Source organism: Rahnella sp. PAMC25559 (assembly GCF_050632365.1).
In the GTDB taxonomy this organism is placed as follows: Bacteria; Pseudomonadota; Gammaproteobacteria; order Enterobacterales; family Enterobacteriaceae; genus Rahnella; species Rahnella rivi.
Window position 1 is genome coordinate 3,372,616 of the sequence record NZ_CP192543.1, and the last position, 24,921, is coordinate 3,397,536.

Consider the following 24,921-nt stretch of genomic DNA (forward strand, 5'->3'; position numbering starts at 1 on the left):
AAGGTCAAAACCTTGGGCTCGCCGCCCAAACGGGCCTTAAGGGGGGCTTATCGCCGCCCCCCTTAAGAATCCCAGGCTCTTTCACTGCGCGCTGCCGCTCGCTGGCTATATTCCAGCGGCTCCGGCTATTGCCGCAAACGCCGCCGCTACGCGGTCCTCTCATTTCAGGTTCGAACCCGCTCGGAAAAACACCCTCGCGGTTTCTCACCCTTCATTCGACGTCGTTTTGAGCGCGGCCAAAGGCTATGTGAAGCAAAACCAAACACATTTCCTTTGATTTTGAAATGCCAGTGGCCGCACAGAAAATCACGCCGGAAGGAGTGGCACCGTTTTCGACTTTTTAATTCAAAACTTAAGTCTCTATGATCTTTTGAATGACATAGCCAGTGGCCGCGCTCAAAAATCACGCCGGAGGGAGTGGTGGAAAACCGCGCGTCTGTTTGCGCGGGTTGTAACCCGAGCGGAGGGGACCGCGAAGCGGCGGGATTTTGCGGCAATAGGAGGAGTGTCTGAAACATAGCCTGCGAGCGGCAGCGCGAAGTAAAAGAGCCCGGGGGGTCTTGGGGGGCGGCGGCGATATGCCGCCCCCCAAGTCGGTGTGGGCCGACGCCCACGACATTGAACTTGAACTTGACCTTAACCTTAAGGCCAGTGTGGGTAGCTCCCCACAGTATCAACCTACGACAACACCCCGCTATTCCCCAACTCCCATAATTTCCTGCGAATCAGCTGCTTAAGCTTCAGCGCGGCCTGGGATACCGGCTGGTCGCGGCGGTTGAGCAGGATCACTTCAAACGGCAGCGGTTCGAGCACTTCGCAGATCTTCAGCTGGTCTACATATCGCCGGGCGGTAAAAGTATCGACCACGCCGACGCCGCCACCGGCCAGCACCATGTCGGCGATCACTGAGTAGGTTTTTATGTGCAGCGAAGATTGCGGGGTCAGGCCGTTTTCGCGCAGGACGCGGTTGAGCACCAGCCCGAGCGGATCCTGCTGTTGCAGCATCAGTAATTCGTTTTCACACAGCCACGCCAGCGAAACGGGGCCTTCGACCGGGGAATCCTTCGGTAAAAGCGCCACCATGTTGGCCTGATAAATCGACTCGGAAACCAGCTCCTGTGTCGCGGGTTCGCCGAAGGCCAGCGCGAAATCCATTTTGTATTGCAGCAAATCCTGGCTCAGCGTATTGAAATGCCCGGTCACCAGTTCGACACTGCCGCCCGGTGTCTGGCGGCGAAAATCCACCAGCACCGGCGCCATCACGCTGTGGCCCAGGGCGTGCGCCGAGCCGATACGCACGTGCTGGCCTTCGCCCTGCCGCAGTTGTTCCGCCAGTGCGCCGATGGCCTGAATATGGCTGAACAATGCCTCCACTTCCGGCATCAGCCTGCGGCCTTCCGGTGTCACAATCAGCCCCTGCGGTGTGCGGTCGAACAGCGTGAAACCCAGTTGCTGTTCGGCGTGATTGAGTACCCGGCTGACGTTGGGCTGCGAGACGTTGAGCAGACGCGCCGCGCCGCTGACGCTGCCCGCCTGTAAAACCGCCTGAAACACTTCAATGTGGCGTAAGCGCATTACGGCCCTATTTCTGCGTGGTCGCTAAGTACGAGAAGGCACTTAACAGGCTGATAATGTTGGCAACCGTCGGGCTGTGATAACCGACGGTCACCGCATCAAGACGCTCAACGCCGGGGATCAGGCAGAATAAATCCGCCAGTACCGGTCTGGCCGTCATCAGTTCGAGATGATACGGCGCGCTGAAACGCCCGGCGGTGAGGGGCGCGGGTTTGCTGACGGCAATCGTCGCCTGTTTGCGGATTTTTGCGCAGGCGATGGACGGGCTGTCTGATTCGGCAGCGTTCGCTGAAATCGCACGTTTCACGCAGACGTACTGCGATTCCGGGTAATGGTTGCGGATCCAGGTCTCGAGATGGTCATCGCCGGTCACCAGCCACAGCGGGACGCCCAGTTCAGCCCCGGCGGCGGCGTATAAATCACTTTCGCCGACTACGTTGCCGTTAAGTTTGACGCGGTAAAAAGCGCGGCCATTGATGGTGTGCGCCAGTACGCCGTTTTCGCCCGCAGCGGTGTGAAAACCGACAAACATCAGACCATCGTATTGCTGCTGTTGCAGCCCTTCGACCATCGACAGGCCGCGCGGTTTACCCTGCACCAGACGGGCGCGCGGGTCGATTTTATCGGCGCGCAGGTTTTGCATCATCGCGTGGCTGTCGGCGACCGTCACTTCCATCGCGCCACCGGCAAAGGCACCGTCAATGGCGGCGTTGACTTCCCCTTCCATCAGCGCACGGGCGGCGTCGTAATCCGCATTGCCGGGGCTGCATTGTTCAGGGCGCATCACGCCCGCGATCCCTTCAATGTCTGCAGAGATAAATACTTTCATCATTCGTTCCCTATTTGGTTGGGTGACCAGACTCCCCCGACGTTCTCCTCGTGAGAGGGGAAGGCGCCAGGCGAGTTCGCCAGATTATCTAATACGTCACTTAACCCCAGCCGGTAATGTCCGTCGAATCCGCAGACCGTTTCTGCGCTCAGTAAGGCATCAATGATCGCGTGCTCGGTGGCGTCCGCGGCCATCGCCAGCAGCGGTTCCAGCGCACCGTCGGATAACGTGACACCGTCACGCCGAGTTGAAAAAGCCAACGCGATATCCCCCGAGCCGTGCCCCCAGTAACTGCCAAGGCGACCTAAACCGGCACCGGCGCGTTTGGCGATGCGCGAGAGCTGCCGGCTGTCGAGATAGCGGTCGCAGGCCATGATGATGATCACCGAACCGGCGTCAACCTGCGGGGCAAGTTGCGGTAAAACCTGCGCGATCGCCTCGCCTGCCCGTACACCGTCGAGCGTCAGTTCTGAGAGTTTGCCAAAGTTCGCCAGCACCAGAACGCCCAACGTGGCATTCAGTTCTTCGCACCAGCGGGAAGCCGTGCCAACCCCACCTTTAAGGCCGAAACTGCTCATGCCGCGCCCGGCACCGACGCTGCCACGGGCGAAAGACGTAGTCGCGCTGTCGATGGCCGTTAACGCGTCATCTTCACACACCGCCATGGCCTGAATGTCGTTGAGGTAGAAGTCATTGCACTCGAGGATCACCGGATTGATGGTCGCATCCGGGCGGCCAATCTGCGGAAATTGCTGGCAGCTGCGGGCGATCATCGCGTTGAATATCGCACCGGTGGCAAAAGTGTTACTGAGCAGGATCGGGGTTTGCAGCTCGCCCAGCTCCATCAGCTGAATCAGCCCCATCGGTTTGGCAAATCCGTTGAGCACCGCCACGCCACAGGGCAGCGGATGCTGATAAAGCGTGTCCCCCGGCGGCACAATCGCGGTGACGCCGGTCTGCACGTTTCCCGCTGCCAGCGTGCTGTGACCGACGGTCACGCCGTCAACGTCAGTGATCGCGTTGGTGGCGCCGCATGCATATCGCGGGCGAAAAATCTGGCGCGTGGTGCGCCAGCGGTGCAGCAACGCGGCCAGCGCCTGTTGCGTGAATTCATCATGTTCAGGGGCTTGCGGATGCATCACTCTTCCAATTCAGCGGGTTAAGTCAGTTTTACTATTTCTTCAGTTTAGGATCCAGCGTATCGCGCAGCGCGTCGCCGAGCAGATTAAATGCCAGGACTGTGAGAAATATCGCAAGCCCGGGGAAAACGCTGACGTTCCATTTTCCCGCCATCATCATATTGCGGCTCATTGCCAGAATATTGCCCCACTCAGGGACGTCCGGTTCCGGGCCAAGCCCGATAAAGCTCAGGCTGGCCGCCGTCAGAATACTGGTTCCGATGCGCATGGTGAAATAGACAATCACATTCGACAGCGTGCCCGGCAGAATGTGGCGCAAAATGACCACCCTGTCCGGCGCGCCGACGCAGCGAACCGCTTCGACGTAAGCACTTTGTTTTATCGATAATGTGGCGGCGCGCACGATGCGGGCAAATACCGGCACGCTGAACACCGCAACCGCAATAATCACGTTATTCAGACCGGGGCCGAGGATCGCCACCACCGCAATCGCCAGCAACATGCCCGGAAAGGCGAACAGTACGTCCGAGCCGCGCATGATCAGCATATCGAGCCATTTGCCATAATAGCCCGCCAGCAACCCCAGCAATACCCCGGCGATCATGCCAAGCGTGACCGAGAAAATACCGACGTAAAGTGAAATCCGCGCACCAAAAATGATGCGGCTGAGCACATCGCGGCCCAGATCATCGGTGCCGAACCAGTGTTCCGCCGTCGGCCCGACGCCGAGCGCCATCCAGTCCGGCGTCATCGGATCATAAGGCGCCAGCCACGGCGCGAACACGGCCACCAACACCAGCAGCAGAATAAATCCGCCGGAAACCAGCGCCATCGGGTGGCGTAAAAACGTGTGAAAAAAGTCGTACCACGGTGAACGGATATCGTCGTTATGCGCGATAACCGCAGCCGGTGTGGTTTCTTCCAGCACAGAGACGGGTTCGGTCATGTGCAGCTCCTAACGCAGACGGATAGCGGGGTTGACCACGGCATACAGCAGGTCAACCAGCAGATTTATCAGAATAAATTCAAACACGAACAGCATCACCAGCGCCTGAATCACCGGCTGATCCTGCGTTTTGATGGATTCGATCAGCAGCCAGCCTAATCCCGGCCAGCTGAACACGCTTTCGACAATGATCGAGCCGCCGAGCAAAAAACCGAACTGCAAACCGAGCATGGTGATGATCGGGATCAGCGCGTTGCGCATGATGTGTTTCCAGGTCACCAGCCGCGCACGCAAGCCTTTTGCCCTGGCGGTGCGCACATAATCTTCCTGCGCCACGTCGAGAAACGCCGAACGGGTAAAGCGCGCCATCACCGCCGCCACCGAAGAACCGAGGGTGATCGCCGGTAATATGATGTCAGTCGGCTGGTTAAATCCGCTGACCGCGAAGAGCCCGAACGGCATGGCGACAAACTGGATCAGCAGCAACCCGAGCCAGAACGGCGGCATGGAAATCCCGCCGACGGCCATACTCATCAGCGTCCAGTCCTGCCATTTTCCGCGCTTGAGTGCGGACACCACGCCAATCACCAGCCCCAGCACGACAGACCATGCGAAGCCCGCCAGCGCCAGCAGCAGCGTTGGCATAAACCCACTTTGAATCACGTTTAACACCGGCTGGCGCGTGCGGTAAGTCGTGCCCAGATCGCCGTGCACCATGCCATCGAGCCAGTGCCAGTACTGCGCGGGCAAAGGATCGTTGAGGCCAAGCAGTTGTCGCGCTGACTCAACCGCCTCGATCGGCGCATCCTGTCCGGCGTAAATACGCGCAGGGTCACCCGGCAGCAGCTTGATAAAGCCAAACACCAGTAACGACACCACCAGTAAAACGGGGATCATTTCCAGTATCCGGCGGATAAAATAGGTCAGCATAAATACGTTTCCCTGAATCTGAATGGGAGAAGTGCTTACTCCTCCCCTTTGCAGGGGAGAGAGTTAATTAAAAGAATTACTTAAACTGTGCCTGATTAAAGATCAGCGAACCGTCAGCAAGCATGTAGACGCCAGTCAGATCTTTGCTCTTTCCGACCAGATTGTCCGGCACGCCAAGGAAAGCCACCGGGGCATCAGCCCACAGCAATTTCTGCGCATCCGCATAAGCGGCCTGACGTTTTGCGATGTCAGCGGTTTGCAGGCCGGCGGTGATCGCCGCATCCACCTGCTTGTTGCTGTAATAAGAGACGTTATACGCCGACGGGATCCAGGATTCGGTGGCAAACAGCGGGCGCAGCGCCCAGTCTGCATCACCGGTCGACGCCGACCAGGCGCCGTAATACATTTCCACTTTGGCATCCGCCGGTTTCGGGGTGCTCCACAGACGCTGGTTGAGCGAACCGGAATCCATCGGCACCAGTTTCACCCGCACGCCAATCAGCGACAGCTGCTGTTTCAGGAACTGCGCACTGCGGATACGGTCGGTTTTGTTCGAGCTCCACATTTCCACATCGAAGCCCTTCTCATAACCGGCCTCTTTCATCAGCGCTTTGGCTTTGGCGATGTTGTAGCTGTAATCCGGCGTGTTTTGCTTCTGGTAGAACTGAACGTTTTTCGGTAACGGCGACGTTGAAGGCGACCCCATGCCGGCGAACCCGACTTTCAGCCACAGGTTACGGTCAACGGCATAGTTGATCGCCTGACGGACACGCACGTCGGAGAACTCTTTTTTCTGCGTATTAAAGGCGATGTAATACAGGTAGATGCCCGGATTTTGCGAAATATCCAGCTTAGGATCGCTCTTCACGGTGTCCACCAGATCGGACGGCAGCGGATAAACGGCTTCCACACCGCCGGATTTCAGTTTCGCCACCTGCGTGGAATCTTCCGGCGTCGGGTACAGCGTCACGGAATCGACTTTCGGCCAGCCTTTCTGCCAGTAGTTGTCGTATTTCACCAGCTTGACGTCTTTGCCCTGCTGCCATTCCACAAACTTAAACGGACCGGTGCCGACCGGATGAACACTCAGATCCTGCTCGTTCGGATACTGTTTCAGCGACGCCGGGCTGTGCATCACCGCAGACGGATGCGCCAGGGTGTTGATCATCGCGCCAAAGGGTTTATTCAGGGTGATCCTGACCTGATAAGGCGTCACCACGTCTACGGATTTGATCATGCTGAACAGCGAGTTACGTTTGAGATGATTGGCCGGATCCGCCAGACGGTCGAGGTTGATTTTCACCGCCTCTGCGTTGAACGGCGTACCGTCCTGGAAGGTCACGTCGTGACGCAGGTTGATCGTAAACTCGGTGGCATCGCTGTTGCTGGTGTAATCCGTCGCCAGCACCGGCACGACGGCCATTTTGCTGTCGAACTGGAATAAGCGTTCAAAAATACCGCTCTGAATGGAATAGCTCAGCGTATCCGTGGTGTCGTGCGGATCAAAACCGGTCACGTCGGCATACATGGAAATGCGCAGGTCTTTCGCCTCAGCCGTAGCGCCGAAACACAGCACCAGACCGGCAGCCATCAGCGTTTTACGGAAAACCCGGGTGTTACCAAGAAATGTCGAATGCATGTACTTCTCCTGTGTGTTGCAAAAAAGAAAAGAAAGATCGTTATGCCTGCGGTTCCGCCACCCAGTGATGCGGGGAAACCTGGCTGTACCTGAGTTTTTCTATCTGTACACCGGCAGGATGCACCGGCGATTTCACTTCCACGTCGTCAAACTGACGTAACGCGCGCTGCGTCGGATCCGCCACCGGCACGGAACTGAGCAGGCGTCGGGTGTATGCATGTTGAGGATTGCTAAACACAGAATCCCGTGGCCCAATCTCAACAATCTGGCCGCTGTACATCACCGCCACACGGTTGGCGATGCGTTCCACCACCGCCATATCGTGGGAAATAAACAGCCAGGCCACGCCGGTATCGCGCTGCAGATCCATCATCAGATTGACCACCTGCGCCTGAATCGATACATCCAGCGCGGACACCGCTTCATCCGCAATGATCACCTGCGGTTGCAGCGCCATCGCGCGGGCGATAGCAATACGCTGACGCTGCCCTCCGGAGAATTCGTGGGGGTAACGCCGGGCAAACGAGGGATCCAGCCCGACGCTTTTCAGCAACTGGTTTACCGTCGGGGTGGCTTCGGCCAGCGATTTTTTCAGGCCGTGCAGCAGCAAGGGTTCGGCAATGGAAAATCCGACGGTCAGACGCGGATTAAGCGAGGCGTACGGATCCTGAAATACCATCTGAATCTGACGGCGCACCGCCTGAAACGGCGTGTCGCGCATCAGGGTGATTTCTTTGCCCTGAAGATGAATGCTTTCGGATTCGCTGCCGACCAGCCGCAAAATTGCGCGTCCGGTGGTGGATTTACCGCAACCGCTCTCACCCACCAGCGCCAGCGTTTCCCCCGGCCAGATGGAGAAATCGATCTGTTCAACGGCGTGAACTTCTTTGGTAATGCGCGAGAGCACGCCGGAGCGGATCGGGTAGCAGACGCGCAGTCCGCGCACGTCGAGGAGAGGCGGTGCATCGTAATTGGCAGTCTTCTGGTCGTCATCAGCCAGTAAAGTGTGAGGCTCATCACCTGCAACCGATTGCTTTTCTGCCACATTTTTAGCCGTCATGACGGCACCTGCCTGCGTACTCAGCAACGGGAAACGGCGCGGCCATTTCAGCCCCTGCATATCGCCCAGTTTTGGCACGGCGGCGAGCAATGCGCGGGTATAAGGATGCTGCGCGTTGGCGAAAATCTCGGTCACGCTGCCCTGCTCCACCACCTTGCCCTGATACATCACCACCACGCGATCGGCGATTTCCGCCACCACGCCCATATCGTGCGTAATGAACAGAACCGACATATCCGTGCCCTGTTGCAGATCACGCAGAATTTGCAGAATGCGCGCCTGCACGGTGACGTCGAGGGCGGTAGTGGGTTCATCCGCAATCAGCAATGCCGGGTCGCAGGCCAGTGCCTGGGCAATCATCACCCGCTGGCGCATACCGCCAGAGAGTTCATGGGGATAACATTTGAGAATGCGTTCGACGTCCGGAATGCGTACCTGTTTCAGCAGTTCGCGGGCTTTGATCAGCGCATTGGCTTTGGTCGCCATGCCGTGATCGAGTAAGCCCTCTGTCAGCTGATCGCCGACGCGCAGCACCGGATTGAGCGAGGTCATCGGTTCCTGGAAGATCATCGACATTTCCTGACCGCGCAGTTTTCGGCGCGCTTCTGCAGACAATGCGGTCAGCGCATGGCGCGTGCCATTACGGCCAATAAAATCGATGCTGCCTGCGTCGATGTGCGCCGAATCCGGCAGTAATCCCATCACGCTCAGGGACGTGACGGATTTACCGGAGCCGCTTTCGCCGACCACCGCCACCACTTCACCTTTATTAATAGAGAAGGAAACGCCTTTCAGCGCCTGCGTTTTGCCTTGCCGGCCGGAAAACGTCACCGACAAATCGTTAATCTGCAAAATGGGCACTGTCATCAATAAACGCCTCCTTTATAAGTTGAACTGTTAAAGCCAGACTTCGCCGTTCTCGTAGCGCAATGCCGGTTCGGCGTCCTGCGCCAGCCAGATCGGGCCATCGAGATCGACACGCTCAGCCTGCACCGCCACCGGCAGCGCGGCTTCCATCGCCAACGAGGAACCGAGCATACAACCGACCATGATGCGCAGGCCGAGGTGCCGCGCCTGCGCGGTCATCGCCAGCGCTTCCGTCAGGCCACCGCATTTGTCGAGCTTGATGTTGATCATCTCGTAACGATCCGCCAGCCCGGCAATATCCGCGCTGACATGGCAGCTCTCGTCGGCGCAGACAGGTACAGGATGCAAACAACGCACCAGATCCTGATCATTTCCGGCAGGCAGCGGTTGTTCGATCATCGCAACGCCAAATTCGTGCAGTGCCAGAAACAGGCTTTCGAGATCCAGACCCAGCCAGGATTCGTTGGCATCCACCACCAGCGTCGCCTGCGGTGCCGCCGCACGGATGGCCGCCACTTTTTCGACGATCTCGTCACGGTCGAGTTTGATTTTCAGCAATTTCGCACCACCGGCGACCGCCACGGCGGCCGCGGCAGCCATGTTTTCCCGCGTATCCAGACTCAGCGTTTCTGCGGTGATCACTGATACCGGTGCCGGCATATCCAGCAGTTGCCAGACGCTCTTGCCCTGTTTTGCCGCATCGAGACGCCACATTGCACAATCAAGGGCATTGCGCGCGGAACCGGCCGGTAACGCCTGTTGCAGTGCGTCGCGGCTCAGACCCTGCTCAACCTGCGGGCGGATAAAGGCAAGTTGTTCACCCACGCTGTCGGCTGATTCCTGATAATGCGCCGTCGGCGTGCATTCACCGGTGGCGCTGAATTCGCCGTCGGTCAGCGTGACCCGCACCACGGTAACGGCGGTGCGGGTGCCGCGGGAAATCACAAAAGGTTTTGCCAGCGGTAACTCCACGGCACCAAAACTCATCTCAGTCATCAGCCGTTGTCCCTGATCCATTGCGCGATATTTTTGATGCCAAAACGCACCGGATCGGTGGCCGGTACGCCAAATTCTTCGCTGATGTCAGCCAACGCCGCGATGGCTTCTTCTTCACTCACACCGGATGTATTCAGGGAGAAACCGGCGAGCCTGACGTCCGGGCTGGTGAGGCGGGCTGCGGCGAGGTTGGTGTCGAGGCACTGACGCAGCGTCGGCATAAACTGGTGCGGCAGATGGCGCATGTGCGGGCGGCCCAGTTCATGACACATCACTAATAAATGGGCCTGCGCGCCATGGATCAGGCCCATGCTGACACCGGCAAAAGACGGGTGATACAGCGAGCCCTGACCTTCGATGATGTCCCAGTGATTGTCGTCGTTGGCGGGGGCTAACAGCTCCACCGCGCCGGAGATGAAATCGGCAATCACTGCGTCAATCGCAATGCCTGCACCGGCCACCAGGATCCCGGTCTGGCCGGTGGCACGAAAATCAGCGTTCAGATCCAGCTCGCGCATGGCGGATTCCAGCGCCAGTGAGGTGTACATTTTGCCGACCGAGCAGTCTGTCCCCACGGTCAGAATGCGTTTACCACTGCGTGGGATGCCGGTGCCGGTGTCCAGTTCAGGGCGCATATGGCGCACGTCGAACAGCTCAACATGGTGTTCTGCCGCCAGTTCGACCAGTTCAGGAATATCATTGAGCCCCTGATGCAGACCGTTCGCGACGTTCATCCCGGCGCGGATCGCCGTTTTGATGGAATCGATCCAGTGTTTAGGCAGTTTTCCGCCGGAGTTGGCCGTGCCCAGCACCATGGTTTTCGCGCCCTGCGCTTTCGCGGTGGCGATATCCATTTCCGGTAATCCGAGGGACACCGAGTCCGTCGCCAGACGAATTTGTCCGACGCAAGATTCAGGACGCCAGACGTGAATGCCGCGCGCTGTTTTCGCGGCCAGCGGATCCATCACATCGCCCAGGAATAACAGGTACGGCATCGGTATTTGCTGCATGTCAGTTTCTCCGTTGAGATTTTTTAGAATGTGTTTTGGTGGTGCGTGCACAGACTATTCCATGCGCAGACACGGGTGACGAATACTTGTTTGGCGAGGGGGTATAACCTGAGGCTATAGGCTTATTTTATTGAATTTAAAGTGGTTATTAAAAGTGGCTTAGCCGGAGAGGCTGACAGACAAAACGGGGAATTGCAGGCATAAAAAAAGGCAGAGCCAATGAACTCTGCCTTTGCGATTACCTTTTTCAGACACAGAATGGGGTAATAATTTTGTCCACTAACTTAGAAGCGGTAAGTCAGTGCTACAGCAACGATGTCATCAGAGCTTACGCTCAGTTTGTTGTTGTCATCGATCTGGTTGATCATGTAGTCAACATAGGTGTACATATTTTTGTTGAAGTAGTAGGTTGCGCCGATTTCGAAGTATTTAACCAGGTCAGCATCGCCCACGCCTTCAACATCTTTCGCTTTGGACTGCACGTAACCGATTGACGGACGCAGACCATTTTCAAACTGGTACTGTGCAACTAACTCATAACCCTGAGTTTTGTTAGCGAAGCCGCCTGGGATAGACGCCAGGTTGCGGGTTTCGTTATACATTGCAGAGAGATAAATCTGGTTAGCATCGTATTTCAGAGCCGTTGCCCATGCAGAGGCTTTATCACCGCCACCGATGGCAGAGTTAGCTTGTGCATTGGTACGGTCAGAGGAAGAACCTGCGATAACCGCGCCAATACCTGAACCTGCGATATCTTCATAATCGATGGATGCGCCGTAACCGTCGCCGTTCGCTTTGTTGGACGCGCGGCCGTCGTTTTCGTTCTTAGCCTGGTACTGCAAGGCCAGGTTCAGACCGGTGACCAGACCGAAGAAGTCCTGGTTACGGTAAGTGGCGAGGCTGTTAGAACGGCCAACCATGAAGTTATCGGAGTTAGCGGTATCACCACCAAACTCTGGCAGCATATCGGTGAAGCCCAGTGCGTCATATACCACACCGTAGTTACGGCCGTAGTCGATGGAACCGAAGTCTTTCACTTTCAGACCCGCAAAGCCCAGACGGGTTTTGTTGCCCAGGTCGCCCTGAGATTCAGCGTGGTTAGCCTGAATGTTATATTCCCACTGGCCATAACCGGTCAGTGTATCGTTAATTTGAGTCTCACCCTTGAAGCCCAGACGCGCATAAGTGTAATCGCCGTCAGAACTCTTATCGTCGGAGAAATAATGCTTGGCAGTCACGCGACCGTAGAGGTCCAGTTTATTACCGTCTTTATTATAAATCTCGGCTGCATTTGCGGTTGAACCCACTGCAATTAAAGAGACCGCTAAGGCCAGCACACTGCGCTTCATCATTATTTAAATTTCCTTGATTTTTTTATAAAGGATGTCTCATGCCCGCTTTCTTTTATATGACTGGAATATCAGGCTGTGAGTATTTGTACATGTTTTTAGATGCGTCTGTCTGTAAAACGACTTGAACCTTAACACTGCGCACAAAAAGTTAAAATGGAAAAGTTCGGCGATATGAGTCTTTTTTACGTAAAGAGATGTAACATTATGTTTCTACCATAAGCCGCTAACCCACTGATTATATGCGGTTTTCGCATAACGTTTTGCACCACCACAGTGCACTGCATCAATTTGGTGCAAAAAGGGTCGGAGTTTGTAAAGTAGTTGCAAGCCAGATCACCATTCTCAAACGTTTTTTTCTGTTAACAATCGTTAAGGAATTATCTGAAAAATCGTGCCTGTTGCCTTTTAATAGTGCATAGCAGGATAATTATTTTCATTGAAATTTCATTATCTAAAAAATAGAAAATGCAGCCATAAGAATTTTGTACTACTCATTTTTTTGGCCTTTAGGATTTTTAATAAAAACGCTGATTAAATTAAAACCAAATTTAAGATAAATATAATTACGCGGGTGATTAAATTGAACGAACTCACCTATTTCTAAATGCCCGTCTGGGTTATTTTATATTCAAAACGGGCTTTTGTTTAAAATGGCGATAGGAGAACACAGAGAGTTGCATGGAGGTTTGGGCGTTTTTCGGGGAGAAATTTTTGGTGAAGTGGCGGTGAATCCTCCACTTCAGCCCTCCCCGTGAGAGGAGGGCGTCAGGAATCAACGGAACTGTGCGGCGTGAAGCTGGGCGTAGCGCCCCTGAAGTGAGAGCAGAGATTCATGCGTGCCCTGCTCGACGATCCCTTCTTTATCTACCACCACAATACGGTCTGCATTCTGGATGGTCGCCAGACGGTGAGCGATAACCAGCGTGGTACGCCCCTGAGAGAGTTCAGCCAGTGATTGCTGGATGGCCTGTTCGGTGGCGGTATCCAGTGCTGACGTTGCTTCATCAAGGATAAGGATCGGCGGATTCTTCAGGAAAATGCGCGCAATCGACAGCCGCTGCTTCTGGCCGCCGGAGAGTTTGACGCCGCGCTCCCCGATCACTGTGTCCATTCCCAGCGGTAACGCCCCGATGACTTCATCTAAACGCGCCCGGCTGGCGGCCAGGCGGATCTCCTCTTCGCTGGCATCGAGCTTGCCGTACGCAATGTTCTCGCGGATTGTGCCGCCAAACAGGAAGACGTCCTGCTGCACAATGCCGATGTTATGGCGCAGCGAGGTTTGCGTCATGTCGCGGATATCGATGCCATCGATGGTGATGCTGCCGCTGTCCAGCTCATAAAAGCGGGGCAACAGCGAGCACAGCGTGGTTTTCCCCGCGCCGGACGGCCCGACAAACGCCAGCGTCTCACCGGCATTAATAGAAAGCGTGATGCCATTGAGGATTTTTCCGGCGGGCGTGTAGCCAAACGTCACGTTGTCGTAATGAATGTCGCCACGCAGATGGCTGACGTTCTGCGCGCCGGGGCGATCCACGATATCCGGGGCGGTATCGATAAGTTGCGTAAAGCGTTTAAAACCGGCAATGCCTTTCGGATAGCTTTCCAGTACCGAACTGATTTTCGCCACCGGACGGAAGAATACTTCCACCAGCAACAGGAACCCGACAAATCCGCCATAGGTCAGCTGATCGTTAATCACATACCAGGTGCCGGCGATCATCACGATAATCTGCACCAGGCGGGTACTGAGATAACTCAGCGTCAGGCTGGCAGTCATGATTTTGTAGGCTTTCAGCTTGGTGATGCGGTAGTTGTTGTTATCCGACGCGAACAGCTTTTGTTCGTGCTCTTCATTGGCAAACGCTTTCACCACCCGGATGCCACCAATGCTTTCTTCTATACGTGCGTTGAAATTACCCACCATCCCGAACAGCCGCCGCCAGGTGTCTGTCATCTGCGCGCCGTAACGGCTGACCATCCAGGTCATGGCCGGAACAATAATGATGGTCATCAGCGCCAGCTGCACATGCACGGTCGCCATCAGAATGAACGCGCCGATAAAGGTCATCACCGCGATAAACACATCTTCCGGGCCGTGGTGGGCGATCTCCCCCACCTCTTCCAGATCTTTGGTGACGTGAGTGATGATGTGCCCGGTTTTGGTATTGTCGTAATAACGGAAAGAGAGTTTCTGTAAATGGCTGAACGCCTGACGACGCATGTCAGTTTCAATCCCGACGCCCAGCGCGTGACCCCAGTAGTTCACGATCGCCATCAGCAAGGTGTTAATCACATAAATCAGCAGCAAGCCGACGGTTGCACCGATGATCAGCACCCAGTCATGTGCAGGCAAAAGTTTGTCGATAAAGGTTTTGATCGCCATCGGGAAGCCCAGCTCCAGCAGCCCGGCCAGAATGGCGCATCCGAAATCGAGGAAGAACAGCTTTTTATAAGGAACGTAATAAGAGAAGAAACGGCGGAGCATCAGGCATCCTCATAGAATCGGCCCGCAGCGGGCAAGTCCGTCAGTCTAAATGAAAATAGTTATCGATAAAGATAATTTTAGACTTGCCCGCCTGAAGACCGTTTTCACAGAAGTTTGCGCACGCCGCTCAGAATCACGGTAAACGCCGCGTTAAGCGCCTGCCAGGCGATCTCCGTCGTGATCGCTTCATAGGTGGTCAGCACCGCCACAAAGGTGGATTTTTGAGTCGCCAGCAAAGACTCATACTCCCCCGAGCGGAAATCGCTTTTGCCCTTTTCAATCTCCCATGTCACCTGTAACAGGGCTTCAATCTGCGGAACGGCACTGTTTGCCACCGTATTCCAGTTTGCCCCCAGTGAAGCTTTTGCCGCCGCAATGGCACTGTCTTTTACATCAAAAATATCACTCATCTTTATCACCTTTATTATTTATTCGCTGTGCCTGTGCCATTTTTTAATACCAGCTGATACGTCAGCATTGACTGTAAAATCACGTTGACCTGTTTACGCTGGATATTGATATATGCCGGAGAGTCTTGTTGTGAACAATGCTGCCTTTTATAACGGACCTGATAGAAGATATTTCGCAGCCCAAACATCTGCTGATCAATCGCAGGGTTGTTATTTAAGGTTTTAGTGCGTGATTCAATCAGTGTTAAATCCGTTTCCGCGGAATTAAAAAACTGACTGTCAGGTTCTGAAGGGGCGGATATCAGCGAAAGTGCCTGCCCTGCCGCCACGGGCGCGGCCTGACAGGCCACCACCGGGATAACAGGCGGTGGATTATCCGCCATTGCCTGTGCGGTCCAGGCAACAAACTGCCGGTCAGCTTTTAGCTGAAAATCGGTGATTTGATTATCTAACGTGGGATCGTATTGATGTGTGGAACACCCGGCCATTGTCATCACGATAATACACATCGCGACGCGGGCTTTAATGATTGAGTTCAAAATGCCTCTCCTGTGACTGATTCAGAGGGCGGACAGTATTCCATTGTCCGTGCCATCAAAAATTAGTCACAAGAGAGGGGCGACGCAATCAACCGGTTAATCATTTTCAATAAAATGATAAGGCCATTTTTCTCATTGGAATAAAAAAGGCGTGGGTGATTATTTTAATTTCTGGCTGCCCTGCCATCGCGTGCCATTATCATTGATAACGTCATACTCCACTTTATCCGCCAGGGTTTTATCTGCCGGAATGTCCACGCGCTCTGAAGTAAACGGTGCCACCATCACACCGGGTAACGCCGTCTTTCCCGAGCGAAGCGAAGAAAGCGTCAGGTGCCACGCCGTCGGATTTTGTATCAACAGTGTTTTATTGCCCGACTCACGGTCGATGCTGAACTGCAATTTTTGCGCATCATTTTCCTGCAATTCACCGATCTTTTCCGGCCTGACAAACACTTTCATGCGGATTTTTAATGGCAGTACGATCTTTTTCTCACCTTTATGCTGCGTTTCGGTATTTGGCGGGATCTGATAGATATTCAGCCAGTAAACACTTTCACGGTCCTGCGGCAGACCTCCTGCTGACACCAGCAGCAGGCGAATATTGCGGATCTCCCCCGGTTTCATTTTGAATACCGGCGGGTTAATCACAACCGGCGTATGTACCTGATCCGGGCTGATGGTCGGGTCACCGTTGTCAGTCCAGACCTGCACGACCACCGGTTCTTTCTCGGAATTCACTAATGACAGTGATTCGGCGATGCTTCCCGAATTGAACACCACACGGGTCTTTTCCGCATTAACCACCGCGCTGGCGTGAAACGCCGTGCAACAGAGCATAATGCTCGCCGCAACGGTGACTTTATTGAAAACTGACCACCACTTGTAACTGCGCATTGACGCTCCCCGCCGTAACTGTTTCGCCACTGATTGCCTCCAGAGACGCCGTAAAATTTCCGGTGTAGGTTGTGACACCGTCCGTTGAATCGCCCTGACTGGTGGTCAGATCTTTATAGGCGTACCAGCCGCCCGCATTTCCGGTCGTCGCCGTTTTACTCGAAAGCAGGTTTAATGCATTACCACTTTCATCATAGATACGAATTCCCACCCCTGAAGCGACACCTGAACTGCCGTAATGAGTGTCCAGTAAATGAGTTAGCCCGCTGGTTGTGGTCAGACCCAGAGTTGTCGCGGCGGTGACCGCTGTTGACTGATTGACTAAGAAACCCATCGCAACATTTGAGGATGAGGTCGATGACTGGCTCACACTGGAAACAGCCCCATCTTCACAACTCAGACTTATGTCAAAAGTGTTTTGACTTGATTCTCCGCTATTAAGTAAAACAGTGGATATTGTGGGTAGCAGAACGACCGTCGGATAATCCTTGACCAAACACATCGCACCTTTAACAATGGTGACATCATTATAAAGCGCAATTTGACCCGGCCAGTTTGGTGACCATCCGGCATAGTTATTACCTTCTAAGTTACCCTCAACTAATGCGTTCATTCCAGGCCCTACAAAAGTAATAAAACCGGACGCCATATTGTTGGCCCAAGTGTAATAACTTCGAGATGCTGCAGCCGCACTGTTTGTATAGACGGTGGAAGCCGTTTTGAATACTTCTACAAAAACATCGCTGAATGCACTCGCAGGTATATAGATTGACGTACTGTCAGTGATATATTCGTCTTCTGTTATTTCCCGCTTCTGCCAGTAACCGTTGAAATAATTACCTGTTTTTAAATTGGTCAATCTTATTGCCAGACCATTGTAATAGGTATGGTATGCGCCTTCGATATCACTCGTTTCATTCAGACCGGCGAGTGCAGAATAGGATTGCGTGGCATAAAATTCATAAAGTGAACCTGCATCGGCTAAGGCACATTTATAAAGAATTTGATTTGCCGTGAACGCAGTGCTTGCCGCTGCTGTAAGAAAATTGGCCGTCGAGCTGGCCAGTAATGTTCCGGCAGGCATAAAACTGTCGCCTGAACTCATAGAGATAACCGATGGTAAACCAATATTACCACCCGTGCCGCGGCTCGTGCCCACCCAGCTTGTTGCTGTATAACCCGCGGCAATAATCTCACTAGATAATGCTGAAGTACTGGTGACCTTTGAACAAGTTGCATGAGATACAACAGGGAGCATAAGCATCAGTGAAGTTATAAGACCTTTTACACTAGACATTTTTCTTAACCCTAATATTAAATTCGACAATGCAGCGTCAGCTGTAAAAATTCATTATCATCACTCTCTGGTAACTGATAATTAATCCGGCACTGCTCTGACTTTTCCTTACCCCATGAAACAAACAGCACGCCGGAACGATCATTAATACGAGCATAGATCTGCCCGGCCTGACCGACCATGCCTATATTATTTCCGTCTTTATCGGTAACGTCCGCGCCCATCGGGATCGTTTGATCGCCATCAAGCGTAGTGTTAATTAATACCTGTTTACCGGAGACGGTTTCAAAATTAACCTGAACAATGGCACCGGAATAAGGCACGACCTGCTGACTTCCACCCTGAATATCCACACTGGAATTTAGTCCTCTGGGGTCAAGGCTGACGGTATTATATTGATAAGGCGATAACGAAGGCATAATAGCGTAACCAAAACTGTCTATTTTCGCGCCCTGCCCGTTCTTAATCTCTGCCCCTTTGGCGCCTTTGGCTTTGACCAGCGCAAAGGTATCGCTGACATAAGGTCCATAGGTCACACCGCCAGAATGAATAAGCAGCGTACCCGACGTGCCAAATCCATACTGTTTATAACCGGTGCCCTGGGAATAAGATCCCCGGAACGTTCCTTTGGAGGTATTTTGTTGCAGTGACCCACCCCAGGTCATTTCATTACCGTTTTCCTGGTAATTTTCTACACCGCTGTATACAGAATAAGATGAATTACTCTTCTCACCTAAGCTTCCCGATACGCTGGTGGTTGCGGACTCAGAGCTTTTATTTTTCGCCACGTTGAATGCCACGTTAGAACGTGAACTTCCCCAATCCAGCGGCATTGAGAAACCGATGGAAATAGTATTCTCGGTATACTTCTGGCGATTTGTCGTATCTTCCGGTTCGCTATAAAAATTATTGCGGGTGGTATAACTGGTTCTTTGCCTGCCCACGTTGACGTTATAACTGATTCTTTTGTAGCTGTTGCTGTATCCCAGCTGTAACTGAGTGATACGTGAATTATTGCTGTAGTAATCCGATGTGCTGGCATTGAGTGACAGTGAGCCAAAACTGTCAAAGCCCTGCGCAATCGTGGCACTGAACTGATTTTTCTGGTTCAGGGTATCGGAATAATAGTTTGTCGTACTTTCCGCAGCCCTTCTTACGCCCAGCACATCCTGCAAATCACGAAAACCTTTTGTTGAATAGCGATAAGCCGCCAGGGTCAGACTGGTTCCCGTGGTAAAGGTTTTGCTGTAACTGGCTTCTGCACGCCAACCCGACTGGGTTTTATTATTTTCAGCGATGGCATGTGAATACGTGGTGTTAAGCCCTATCGCGCCAAACTGCGTCGCCATCACACCGCCAAGCAAATAAGCTTCATAGTCTTTCGCCAGCCGCACACCCGCATTACCGGTAAAACGATTATTGAGCCCGCGCTGAATAACCCCTTCCACGAACTCATTATCTACATTGTAATAATTGCGCACCTTGCCGAGGGCAAACTCGTAATTCCACATACCAGGCCGGATAGAGTCTGGCACGGCAGAATACGGGACAGTGAAAGTTGACGTCTGCCCGTTCGCCTCAATAATCTGCACCTGCAAATCACCCTGCCCACGGGTGTTGCTCAAATCATCAATGACGAACGGTCCCGGTGACACCACCGTTTCATAAATGGTTTTGCCTAGCTGGCTGACCACAACGCGGGCCGTGGTGCTGGCAATACCCCGCACTTCGGGCGCATAGCCACGCTTGCCCTGCGGCATCATTCGGGTATCGGTGGCGAGTTTGACGCCATTATAAGACAAGCTGCCAAAGAGGCTGCTGTTGGTATAGCTGTCGCCCAATGTAACGACTGAATCAAGCGATGCCAGTGGCCGTTGCGCATAGGTGCGTATGCTGCTCAGCTTATGCCGGGTGCGGCCATTGGTTTCGTTATATGTCAGGTTTGACTGGTTCCTCAGTTGCCATAAGCCGATGTTGGTACCGTTGTTCAGTCCGCTCCAGAAGTTTCTGGTGGTGTATCCGCCGGTGTTTTTGGTTTCATAATAATTGGTGTTGTGTTTAATGAATAAACCCAATGTACCGCTGTCCCATTGCGAGACGGGAATATACCCGCGTGGCTGACGGTACAGTGAGGCCTGCGGAATGAGCAATTTCAGGTGCTGCGTTGATTGTTCAAACTCCCATGAAGAGCCTTTAGAAAGCGCAGCAAAACTGACACACTGGTCATTAACAGGCAGCAACGAAACCGCATCGGCTTTAAGTTGAATAATTTTAATCTGGTCTGCATTCAAACAGGGTTGTGCATTTTGACCATCAGCCTTATCTCTGAAGTTAATTTCAACATTCTCTTTGACCAGTTTATTATTAACATACAGATCGACGCGGTAAACGCCGGCATCCAGCACTGGCTCTTTTTCATTTAATTTAGCCAGATTGACTGCAACGCCCGAACCCTCAAGCAAACCCGGATCAAAATAGAATTCTTCAGCCATCGCCGCCGAAAAATACGTCGATGCAATACATAATGTTAAAAATGAAACAGAGGGAACAAAAGCTTTATTACGGATTGATACCATATTCATAACTCACAATCGCTCCCTGATCGTTGACATACTCAATGACAGCAGTGTCATTTTTCATTATCTGCATTTTTTTGAATTCCACATTCCCTTGCGAGAACGGCGCGAGCATATCGGCAGGCCGTGAATAAATCTTATTTTTATTTTTTATCTTCACACTGGCAATTGACAGATAAAACGGTGAATTGTTTTTAATCTGCAACGTGGTTCCGGCAGCCTTTACTGAAGAGGTAACACTAATATGTTCAGTTAACTGTCCGATTTTTTGCGCAATCTCTGCCGGGCGATAAAATACCTTAATACGGTTTTTCAGCATCACCAGCATTTTGTTTTTTTGCTGACTGTCTTCTCCGGCAGCATTCACCGGCGGAATTTGCAGAAAATTAAAATAGAATAGTGATTCGCGATCCTGCGGTAAGTTTTTCTGGCCAGTGTATGAAATCCTCAAAACCTGCCCGTTATTTGATGCGATTTTAAATATTGCCGGTGAGGCAATAAATGGCGCTTTGCCGGTTACCGGGGTTGATTCATTGTCACCGTCATCCAGCCAGGTCTGAACAACGTAGGGAAAGAGATCTTTATTGCTGAATTCAACGTTCATGGACGGCGCATCGGAGGGATAAATTATCCGGCTACCCATCATAGTGACGCTGGAAAATGCGAATGCAGGTAAAAATAACGACACCGCCAGCATTGTATTTAAAATTTTATTAACTCTTTTTTTGCTACACGACATTGATATTACTCTTATCATTAATATTACGATGTGATTAAAGAAGACATTTTCACTGGAATAAAAATAAGATGGCAGTCTGTCTGCCATCTTATAATCGGTGATGTTTACTTAGAGGTAGCTCACTGCATACTCAACGGAACCCGCAACAGTTCCCGCCTCTGCTGCACCGGTGGCATAATAACGAACGCTATATGTCGCGCTGGAAGACGTTTGCCCTGCCTCGATGGCAAGTTCATTATTGGTACTGGTCCAGGTTGAACTCAGGTCAATAGGCTGGTTTGCTGAGTCAACTAACTGAAGATTAACGTTAGTCGCCGTACCGGTATTTGAAAGCGTTCCAAGGTTCGCCGTATCCACCAGATTGCCAGAGAATACCGCATTGACGTTGGTGACGGTTTCAGCAGTAGAACAACCGGACAGCGCCAGTTCAAAGGTCGTAGCCCCGGCAACATTTCCCAGAGCAGTCAAAGCAGAAGTGGAAACCGTAGGTAATAACACCACCGGCGCTGAATCACTGTTTACAGTTACGGCACATGTTTGCGTGGAAACTTCACCCTGAAATGAAATGGTATTATTAGAAACAGCTGACGCCGTCATTGAAAAAGCTGCTACCAATGTACCACAAGCCACTACAATTTTCTTATTCACGTTTTGTCTCTCCATTAGATTAATTTCCTTCTGACGCAACTGGCCTTCAGCCGTTCAATCAGAGTGGATAATCATAATGTCGTGACAAATTTTGGTAAACAATCACATCAAAAACAGATAAATCAGTGAATTATTCCATTTATAATCACGTTAACATCATTTTTGTGCTTAAACTGATGTGAATACAAAAATCACTTAGAGTAATAATCTGCAATTTTTGACAATGTTTTGTTACCAGGTGCGAAACTTACATATTCTTAACTAGGAATATTCTCACTGCAATTAAACACAGGGTAATCTCACGGGTTATTTAATGCAGGTTAAATGGCAGGTTTGAATATTATTTATTCATTCCATCGCTAAATTCACGATATAAATTATTCAATCAGACAAACACCTGGGTAATGTTATGTCATCAATTCGTAAATATTGATTTGGCACATAAACAATGCGCGATGACTTTTGGCTCCCGCTGATCCTCATCAGGTTGTGCTACTGATGCCTGGAACAAAAAGACGTGGTTTACGCTGATTAGCCCGCACAGGGAAATGCTGACGAATTTATCGAATGAACTGCCAGGGATTTCAAGCACAGGTGTTCACCACATCGCGCCGGTGTATGGCACGCGGATGAAGTTTGAGAGGGTGAAAATTGAAGGGATAAAGGGAATCAGCGGGTGCCGGTCACAAGGCGGTTAAGGGGCTGACAGCCCCTGTCCGTCGGGTTCAGATCAGAGTTTTTCCACCTCCACCGGCCTGCCATATAACCAACCCTGTCCGACCACGGTCGGCGAATGGCTCAGTAAGAAATCAGCCTGGGGCTGCTCTTCAATCCCTTCCACGATGATGGTTGCGCCGGTGTGAGTGAGCATTTCGAGCATCATTTTTAGCATGTTGAAGCTGACCGATTCTGTGCCGATAGCATCGGTGAATATCTTGTCTATTTTAATAAAATCAAAAGATAACTTGCTCAGATAATCCAGATTGGAATAACCGGTACCAAAGTCATCCAGCGCAATCCGGTAGCCGTACTCTCTCAGCCTGACCAGCGCGTCTTTCAGCACCCGGTGATCTGCCGTCGAACGCTCCGTGATCTCAAGTACAATTTGCTGCCGTTCAACCCCCGCGTTATCGAGTTCTTCTTCGAGAAACACTTTAAAGTCCGGATCCGTCACATCCGCCGTGGTGATATTAATACTCACGAACAGCGCTTTATTACTGCGCAGATGCGGGCCTATATCTTTCAGCGCGCGGGAGACGACAGAACGGGTCAGCGCTTTAATCTGATGAGTGGACTCAGCGAGTTTGATAAAAATATCAGGCGGGATATTGTCGCCGTGGGTATCTTTCCAGCGGGCTAATGCTTCGTAGCCCATCACCTTGCCCGTCGACATTTCAATAAAGGGCTGAAAATTGATATAGATATCATCATGGCTGATCGCCATTTTGAGTTTATTCTGCATTGAACGGTTATTGCTGACATATTGCACAAGTGCAAATGTAAACATGCCGCCGGCGACCAGACCGGCCAGAATAATAAAGACAATGGCGGTCACCGGCAGGGAGAAAATGCCAATCTGAGTATTTCTTGCCAATACGCAAATATCATATTTTTTGCTGCATTCGGTGAAAAAGGCCTGATGCGACCAGGCCATACGCCCCGGTTTGGTGGCGCCCTCCACCAATCCTGCCGTTTCTCCGAACAACCGGAACACGTGGTTGTGCTGATGGTTGGTCAGCACAGCACCAAATCCCTTGTAAGGAACATAAATGTCACGAAAAGCCGCCGGTGTGGGGAACAGCAGCACGTTTCTGGATTCCATCATATCGGCGGTAATGCGCGGATCGACAATGCCGCTGAATGACGTCCAGATGCGCTGCCCGTAAAGGGTCACCGCATCAGGCACAGACATGGTCACCGGCTCCGGCAGGCGGCCACGCATCGCCGTACATTTCAGCTGGTGGTCCTGGGTGTAACCAATATCCGAGATAAACACCGAGGTAAACGAAAGATAGCGAATTTCATCAAGAAATCTGTCACTGCAGGGCTCCAGCCGTAACGAATTGACATTACTGACAATATTGTGGGATTCATCAGCCACTTCCAGCCCGCGCGCCATGATATGTCGGGCGTAAGAAGCCAGATCGTCGCGGTCATACGCGGCGATAGCGAAATGGGTGATCACCAGAGTGATTGCGGCCACCAAAACAGTGCTGAACAGGATGAACAGGGGTTGGCCAAAAGGTTTCGCGGTCTTCATTGTGTACCTGAATCTTAAAGGTTATTGGCCCGGTGCGTTCAAGGAGACGGGCGGATAGTCGCCAAATTTACTGCCGGCCAGCGCCATCAGCTGACTGAATGCCACATTGTTACTGACTTTCAGTTTTTTCATCATAGCGTGTTTTGTCCGGCTGATACGGCGATAGTCCGTTTTCATTTCTGTCGAGATAGTGGTAATACTCATTTGCTGGCTGAACATAATAAGCACCTGCCATTCGAAGTCGTTCAGCATACCGAAATCGTAATGACGTTTTCGGTCTTCATAAAAAAGAACGCTGACCATACTTTCGGCATTTAATATTTGAGCCGCAGAAGCACGGCAGCCCTCAACGCCTAATTGTTTCATATAAATAGCGTCAGCATTACTTTGGATCAGCAGGGCTGGAATTTCTATTTCGGTGTGAACAATAATATCTATTGCGGGAAACTGAGCTTTGAGTTTCCTGAGGAAGTCCAGCCCCTGAATAATAGAGGTATTGGCGTCATATACTTCGCTAAAAATGACATCAATCTTTCTTAATTCCAGCAAAGATTGCAGTGATAAAAAACTTGAAAGTGTGCCCTCAATAATAACCCCACCCTCTTCTCTTAAAATCTGCGACATGACATCGCTGACCATAGAAAGGGGTTCCATAATTGCCACTTTCTCTCTTCTTTTCCACGCCATCTTTATTCCTTACTTTGATGAAATCCTCGTTTAATTTTAT

Annotated in this window: 20 protein-coding genes; all 20 read right to left on the reverse strand. The window is 52.1% G+C overall.

The genetic code is table 11. The features are described from left to right. Positions 1–678: 678 nt before the first annotated feature. Positions 679–1,575, reverse strand: coding sequence for a LysR family transcriptional regulator (locus ACQZQY_RS16695; RefSeq protein ID WP_056770220.1), 897 nt, complete (start codon positions 1,573–1,575; stop codon positions 679–681). 7 nt (positions 1,576–1,582) lie between these two features. Beyond that, a complete protein-coding gene (locus ACQZQY_RS16700; RefSeq protein ID WP_183848188.1) occupies positions 1,583–2,404 on the reverse strand; it encodes a M55 family metallopeptidase in 822 nt (273 codons plus the stop codon). After that, positions 2,404–3,543 (reverse strand): P1 family peptidase, encoded by a 1,140-nt coding sequence (locus tag ACQZQY_RS16705; RefSeq protein WP_431296046.1) that lies wholly within the window; start codon positions 3,541–3,543, stop codon positions 2,404–2,406. The genes ACQZQY_RS16700 and ACQZQY_RS16705 overlap by 1 nt, the downstream gene beginning before the upstream one ends. A gap of 34 nt (positions 3,544–3,577) precedes the next feature. Beyond that, positions 3,578–4,489, reverse strand: a complete 912-nt coding sequence (locus ACQZQY_RS16710; protein WP_056770214.1) for an ABC transporter permease subunit — start codon at positions 4,487–4,489, stop codon at positions 3,578–3,580. 9 nt (positions 4,490–4,498) lie between these two features. After that, positions 4,499–5,419 carry an ABC transporter permease subunit gene (locus ACQZQY_RS16715; protein ID WP_056770212.1) on the reverse strand — a complete coding sequence of 307 codons (921 nt, stop codon included), beginning with the start codon at positions 5,417–5,419 and terminating at the stop codon, positions 4,499–4,501. A 76-nt stretch (positions 5,420–5,495) separates the two neighbouring features. After that, complete coding sequence (locus ACQZQY_RS16720; protein ID WP_122095171.1) at positions 5,496–7,058, reverse strand: glutathione ABC transporter substrate-binding protein; 1,563 nt, start codon at positions 7,056–7,058, stop codon at positions 5,496–5,498. 40 nt (positions 7,059–7,098) lie between these two features. Beyond that, the gene (locus tag ACQZQY_RS16725) at positions 7,099–8,985 is read right to left on the reverse strand and encodes an ABC transporter ATP-binding protein (protein WP_431296047.1); all 1,887 of its coding nucleotides are present in this window, start codon (positions 8,983–8,985) and stop codon (positions 7,099–7,101) included. Positions 8,986–9,015: 30 nt separating this feature from the next. Beyond that, positions 9,016–9,981, reverse strand: coding sequence for an N-acetyl-D-Glu racemase DgcA (dgcA, locus tag ACQZQY_RS16730; RefSeq protein ID WP_122095169.1), 966 nt, complete (start codon positions 9,979–9,981; stop codon positions 9,016–9,018). Then, entirely contained in the window at positions 9,981–10,991 is a 1,011-nt protein-coding gene (gene dgcN / locus ACQZQY_RS16735; RefSeq protein WP_431296048.1) for an N-acetyltransferase DgcN, read from the reverse strand. Before dgcN ends, dgcA begins: the two co-directional genes overlap by 1 nt. Positions 10,992–11,275: 284 nt before the next feature. Then, on the reverse strand, positions 11,276–12,343 hold the full coding sequence (locus ACQZQY_RS16740) for a porin (protein WP_056770197.1): 1,068 nt from the start codon (positions 12,341–12,343) through the stop codon (positions 11,276–11,278). A gap of 772 nt (positions 12,344–13,115) precedes the next feature. Then, entirely contained in the window at positions 13,116–14,828 is a 1,713-nt protein-coding gene (locus tag ACQZQY_RS16745; RefSeq protein ID WP_056770194.1) for an ABC transporter ATP-binding protein, read from the reverse strand. A gap of 104 nt (positions 14,829–14,932) precedes the next feature. Beyond that, positions 14,933–15,238 carry a hypothetical protein gene (locus ACQZQY_RS16750; RefSeq protein WP_122095163.1) on the reverse strand — a complete coding sequence of 102 codons (306 nt, stop codon included), beginning with the start codon at positions 15,236–15,238 and terminating at the stop codon, positions 14,933–14,935. A 14-nt stretch (positions 15,239–15,252) separates the two neighbouring features. Beyond that, positions 15,253–15,777, reverse strand: a complete 525-nt coding sequence (locus ACQZQY_RS16755) for a hypothetical protein (protein WP_390972229.1) — start codon at positions 15,775–15,777, stop codon at positions 15,253–15,255. A gap of 159 nt (positions 15,778–15,936) precedes the next feature. Further along, entirely contained in the window at positions 15,937–16,674 is a 738-nt protein-coding gene (locus ACQZQY_RS16760) for a fimbria/pilus periplasmic chaperone (protein WP_431296049.1), read from the reverse strand. After that, the gene (gene stbD, locus ACQZQY_RS16765) at positions 16,640–17,971 is read right to left on the reverse strand and encodes a fimbrial usher protein StbD (RefSeq protein ID WP_217203525.1); all 1,332 of its coding nucleotides are present in this window, start codon (positions 17,969–17,971) and stop codon (positions 16,640–16,642) included. The genes ACQZQY_RS16760 and stbD overlap by 35 nt, the downstream gene beginning before the upstream one ends. A gap of 17 nt (positions 17,972–17,988) precedes the next feature. Next, a complete protein-coding gene (locus ACQZQY_RS16770; protein WP_431297202.1) occupies positions 17,989–20,547 on the reverse strand; it encodes a fimbrial outer membrane usher protein in 2,559 nt (852 codons plus the stop codon). Further along, a complete protein-coding gene (locus ACQZQY_RS16775) occupies positions 20,531–21,286 on the reverse strand; it encodes a fimbria/pilus periplasmic chaperone (protein ID WP_431296050.1) in 756 nt (251 codons plus the stop codon). Before ACQZQY_RS16775 ends, ACQZQY_RS16770 begins: the two co-directional genes overlap by 17 nt. A 108-nt stretch (positions 21,287–21,394) precedes the next feature. Beyond that, positions 21,395–21,949, reverse strand: a complete 555-nt coding sequence (locus ACQZQY_RS16780) for a fimbrial protein (protein WP_431296051.1) — start codon at positions 21,947–21,949, stop codon at positions 21,395–21,397. A 715-nt stretch (positions 21,950–22,664) separates the two neighbouring features. Next, the gene (locus tag ACQZQY_RS16785) at positions 22,665–24,194 is read right to left on the reverse strand and encodes an EAL domain-containing protein (RefSeq protein ID WP_431296052.1); all 1,530 of its coding nucleotides are present in this window, start codon (positions 24,192–24,194) and stop codon (positions 22,665–22,667) included. Between the two features lie 21 nt (positions 24,195–24,215). After that, complete coding sequence (locus tag ACQZQY_RS16790) at positions 24,216–24,881, reverse strand: response regulator transcription factor (RefSeq protein ID WP_136376404.1); 666 nt, start codon at positions 24,879–24,881, stop codon at positions 24,216–24,218. Positions 24,882–24,921 lie beyond the last annotated feature (40 nt).

Excerpts from the sequence above, each read along its gene's own strand:
- ACQZQY_RS16695 (WP_056770220.1), bottom strand. The coding sequence starts at position 1,575 with ATGCGCTTACGCCACATTGAAGTGTTTCAGGCGGTTTTACAGGCGGGC.
- ACQZQY_RS16700 (WP_183848188.1), bottom strand. The coding sequence starts at position 2,404 with ATGAAAGTATTTATCTCTGCAGACATTGAAGGGATCGCGGGCGTGATG.
- ACQZQY_RS16705 (WP_431296046.1), bottom strand. The coding sequence starts at position 3,543 with ATGCATCCGCAAGCCCCTGAACATGATGAATTCACGCAACAGGCGCTG.
- ACQZQY_RS16710 (WP_056770214.1), bottom strand. The coding sequence starts at position 4,489 with ATGACCGAACCCGTCTCTGTGCTGGAAGAAACCACACCGGCTGCGGTT.
- ACQZQY_RS16715 (WP_056770212.1), bottom strand. The coding sequence starts at position 5,419 with ATGCTGACCTATTTTATCCGCCGGATACTGGAAATGATCCCCGTTTTA.
- ACQZQY_RS16720 (WP_122095171.1), bottom strand. The coding sequence starts at position 7,058 with ATGCATTCGACATTTCTTGGTAACACCCGGGTTTTCCGTAAAACGCTG.
- ACQZQY_RS16725 (WP_431296047.1), bottom strand. The coding sequence starts at position 8,985 with ATGACAGTGCCCATTTTGCAGATTAACGATTTGTCGGTGACGTTTTCC.
- dgcA (WP_122095169.1), bottom strand. The coding sequence starts at position 9,981 with ATGACTGAGATGAGTTTTGGTGCCGTGGAGTTACCGCTGGCAAAACCT.
- dgcN (WP_431296048.1), bottom strand. The coding sequence starts at position 10,991 with ATGCAGCAAATACCGATGCCGTACCTGTTATTCCTGGGCGATGTGATG.
- ACQZQY_RS16740 (WP_056770197.1), bottom strand. The coding sequence starts at position 12,343 with ATGATGAAGCGCAGTGTGCTGGCCTTAGCGGTCTCTTTAATTGCAGTG.
- ACQZQY_RS16745 (WP_056770194.1), bottom strand. The coding sequence starts at position 14,828 with ATGCTCCGCCGTTTCTTCTCTTATTACGTTCCTTATAAAAAGCTGTTC.
- ACQZQY_RS16750 (WP_122095163.1), bottom strand. The coding sequence starts at position 15,238 with ATGAGTGATATTTTTGATGTAAAAGACAGTGCCATTGCGGCGGCAAAA.
- ACQZQY_RS16760 (WP_431296049.1), bottom strand. The coding sequence starts at position 16,674 with ATGCGCAGTTACAAGTGGTGGTCAGTTTTCAATAAAGTCACCGTTGCG.
- stbD (WP_217203525.1), bottom strand. The coding sequence starts at position 17,971 with ATGTCTAGTGTAAAAGGTCTTATAACTTCACTGATGCTTATGCTCCCT.
- ACQZQY_RS16770 (WP_431297202.1), bottom strand. The coding sequence starts at position 20,547 with ATGGTATCAATCCGTAATAAAGCTTTTGTTCCCTCTGTTTCATTTTTA.
- ACQZQY_RS16775 (WP_431296050.1), bottom strand. The coding sequence starts at position 21,286 with ATGTCGTGTAGCAAAAAAAGAGTTAATAAAATTTTAAATACAATGCTG.
- ACQZQY_RS16780 (WP_431296051.1), bottom strand. The coding sequence starts at position 21,949 with ATGGAGAGACAAAACGTGAATAAGAAAATTGTAGTGGCTTGTGGTACA.
- ACQZQY_RS16785 (WP_431296052.1), bottom strand. The coding sequence starts at position 24,194 with ATGAAGACCGCGAAACCTTTTGGCCAACCCCTGTTCATCCTGTTCAGC.
- ACQZQY_RS16790 (WP_136376404.1), bottom strand. The coding sequence starts at position 24,881 with ATGGCGTGGAAAAGAAGAGAGAAAGTGGCAATTATGGAACCCCTTTCT.